This is a genomic window from Microbacterium sp., from assembly GCF_035554235.1.
Lineage (GTDB): Bacteria > Actinomycetota > Actinomycetes > Actinomycetales > Microbacteriaceae > Microbacterium.
Map to the genome: position 1 here is coordinate 1 of NZ_DATMIO010000131.1, position 2,887 is coordinate 2,887.

Here is a 2,887-nt window from a genome sequence, read left to right on the forward strand (position 1 = left end):
TCGTGGGCCGCGATCGCGCGGTCGCCGCGGGCCGCCGCGAAGGCCGCCAGGTTCTCGGCCTCGGATACGAGCACCTCGTCGCCGGCCCAGGCGGCGACGGTGAGCGGACCGCGTGACGCCGGAGCGTCGAAGTCGAATGCACCCTGGCCGGTCACGACGGCGGCCACCGGCTGGGCGGAAGCGCTCGGCTCGGCCGGGGGCGCACCGATGCGCTGGGCGGAAGCGCCCGGCTCTGCCGGGCGCGCACCGAGGCCATCCTCCTCTTCGACCGCCTCCTCGGCGGCCTCTTCCTCCAGAGCGACCTCCTCGTCGGGGTCGGGAGGCGGCGGAGCGCTGTCGTCGGGGCTCTCGCCCGGCCTGAGGGCGGCGATCGCGACCAGCTCGCCCTCGAGTGCTCCGAGCTCGGCCAGGGGCACCTCGCGCGCCACGGGCTCGATCATCTTCGCGACGCGCTCGGCCGGCGCCGCGCCGTCCTCTCCCAGCGCCTCCTCGAGGCGCTCCAGCGGCGCCCGCAGCTCGAACTCCCGGAAGGTCTCGCGCAGGCGCGAGCGGTCGGGCTCGCGCGCGATCACTCCGTCGAAGTCCACGTCGACATCCACGTCGCGCACGGCGGTGGCCAGCTGCTTTGAGATGCGGGCGTTCTCCGCGTGCTCGGCCAGGTTCTGCTTGCGCTTGGCCCCGGAGATCGAGTCGATGTTGGCCAGCACGCCCTCGAGGTCGCCCCACTCCTGCAGCAGCTGCGTCGCGGTCTTGTCGCCGATGCCGGGAACTCCGGGGATGTTGTCCGACGTGTCCCCCTTGAGACCGACGAAGTCGGGGACCAGCTCGGGAGGGATCCCGTAACGGTCGATCACCGCTTCGCGGTCGTACATCTTCGTGTCGGTCACGCCGCGTCCGGTGGCCATCACGCGCACCCCGGGCTCGATCAGCTGAAACAGGTCGCGGTCCCCGGTGAGAACGGTCACGTCGATGCCCTGCTCGCGCGCCTTGCCCGCCAGAGTGGCGATCACGTCATCGGCCTCGTAGCCCGGCACCCTGACGTTCTGGTAGCCGAAGGCGTCGACCAGCGGCTGCATGTGCGGCCACTGCTCCTGCAGCAGGTCCGGGCGCTCGTCGCGGTGGCCCTTGTACTCCTCGTAGATCTCCTTGCGCCCCGACATGCCCGCGTCCCAGATCACGAGGGTGGGCTTGATGCCGAACTCGGAGATCATCTTCACGAGCATTGACGCGAAGCCGAAGATCGCGTTGGTGGGCTGCCCCTTTGAGGTCGCGATCGACTCCGGCAGCGCAAAAAAGGCCCGGTAGACAAGGCTGTTCCCGTCGATCAGGATGAGCTCGCGGGGGGTCTCGTCGGCCACCGCCTAACCGTACCGAGGCGACCCCGCTGCGCGGGCGCTGAGCTCAGTGCCTGCGCAATCTGCGCTCGATTCGTCGCGCGGCGCTGCCTTGCGGGCCGTCGTAACCGGCGCGTCCCCGACGGGGGTCACGGTCCAGTCCGGATGGCCCGGGCTGGGTGGCGTCACGGTGCCGTATCTCGTTCGGCGCCGCAGAACCACCCGTATCATCGACTCCCTGCCCAGTCCGTCCGCACAGTTCTCGCTGACGCTGCGCGTCGCGCTACCCACCAAGCCCGGCGGCGTGCTGGGCAAGGTCACCGCGGCGATCACGCGCTCGGGAGGGGCGATCATCGCCGTGGACACCGTCGAGGCTCGCGGCGAGAGGACGCTCCGCGAGATCACCGTCGAGTGCTCGAGCGTGGAGCACCGTGGTGAGGTAATCACCGCCGTGCAGTCCGTTCGCGCGGCGCGCGTCGTAGAGATCACTGACCGCACCTTCGAGGTACACCGCCGCGGCAAGATCCACCGGCCTCAACATGCCGGTCAGGTCGCGCGACGACCTGTCGATGGCCTATACGCCCGGCGTGGCCCGCGTTTGCAGCGCGATCGCCGAGAACCGCCAGAGGGCCTTCAAGTACACGATCAAGGCCAACACGGTGGCGGTGGTGTCCGACGGCACCGCGGTGCTGGGCTTGGGGGACATAGGACCCGAAGCGGCCATGCCGGTCATGGAGGGCAAGGCGATGCTCTTCAAGGAGTTCGCCGACGTCGACGCCTTCCCCATCTGCCTCGACACCAAGGACACCGACGCAATCGTCGAGACGGTCATCAGGATGTCTCCCACGTTCGGCGGCATCAACCTCGAGGACATCTCCTCGCCGCGCTGCTTCGAGATCGAGCAGCGCCTGCAGGAGGCGCTCGACATACCGGTCTTCCACGACGACCAGCACGGCACCGCGATCGTCACGCTGGCCGCGCTGATCAACGCCTGCCGGCTCACGGGGCGGCGCATGGAGCAGCTGCAGGTGCTGATGGTCGGCGCCGGAGCGGCGGGGGTTGCCGTGGCCAAGATCCTCAAGGACGCCGGCGTGAGCTCGATCGTGGCCTGCGATCGCTTCGGGGCGATTCACACCGGTCGCGACGACTACGCGGCGGGCTCGATGAACGCGCCCAAGCGCTGGCTGGCCGAACACACGAACCCCGAGCGCCGCGACGGCACGCCGCGCGAGACGATCGAGGGCATGGACCTGTTCATCGGCCTCTCGGGGCCCGGCATCATCGACGCCGCAGACCTTCAGCGCATGAACGCCGACCCGTTCGTGTTCGCGATGGCCAACCCCAACCCGGAGGTGCGTCCGGAGGAAGCCGCTCCACATGTCCGGGTGATGGCCACCGGGCGCTCCGACTACCCCAACCAGATCAACAACGTGCTGGCGTTCCCGGGCATCTTCCGCGGCGCTTTGGACGTGCGCGCTGCGGCGATCACCGAGGAGATGAAGGTGGCCGCGGCGCACGGGATCGCGTCGGTCGTGTCGGACGACGAGCTCGCC

3 protein-coding genes are annotated in these 2,887 nt (G+C 69.7%); 1 reads left to right on the forward strand and 2 read right to left on the reverse strand.

Annotated features, from left to right (window positions below; genetic code table 11):
- Together VNT50_RS06750 and VNT50_RS06755 are read right to left on the reverse strand one after the other, a co-directional pair.
- On the reverse strand, positions 1-1,358 hold a 1,358-nt coding region (locus VNT50_RS06750; RefSeq protein WP_325484339.1), incomplete at its 3' end, for a 5'-3' exonuclease.
- Between the two features lie 259 nt (positions 1,359-1,617).
- A complete protein-coding gene (locus tag VNT50_RS06755; protein ID WP_325484340.1) occupies positions 1,618-1,863 on the reverse strand; it encodes a hypothetical protein in 246 nt (81 codons plus the stop codon).
- A 10-nt stretch (positions 1,864-1,873) separates the two neighbouring features.
- Between VNT50_RS06755 and VNT50_RS06760 the strand changes: the two genes are divergently transcribed.
- The coding region (locus VNT50_RS06760) for an NAD(P)-dependent malic enzyme (RefSeq protein ID WP_325484341.1) at positions 1,874-2,887 on the forward strand (1,014 nt) is incomplete at its 3' end.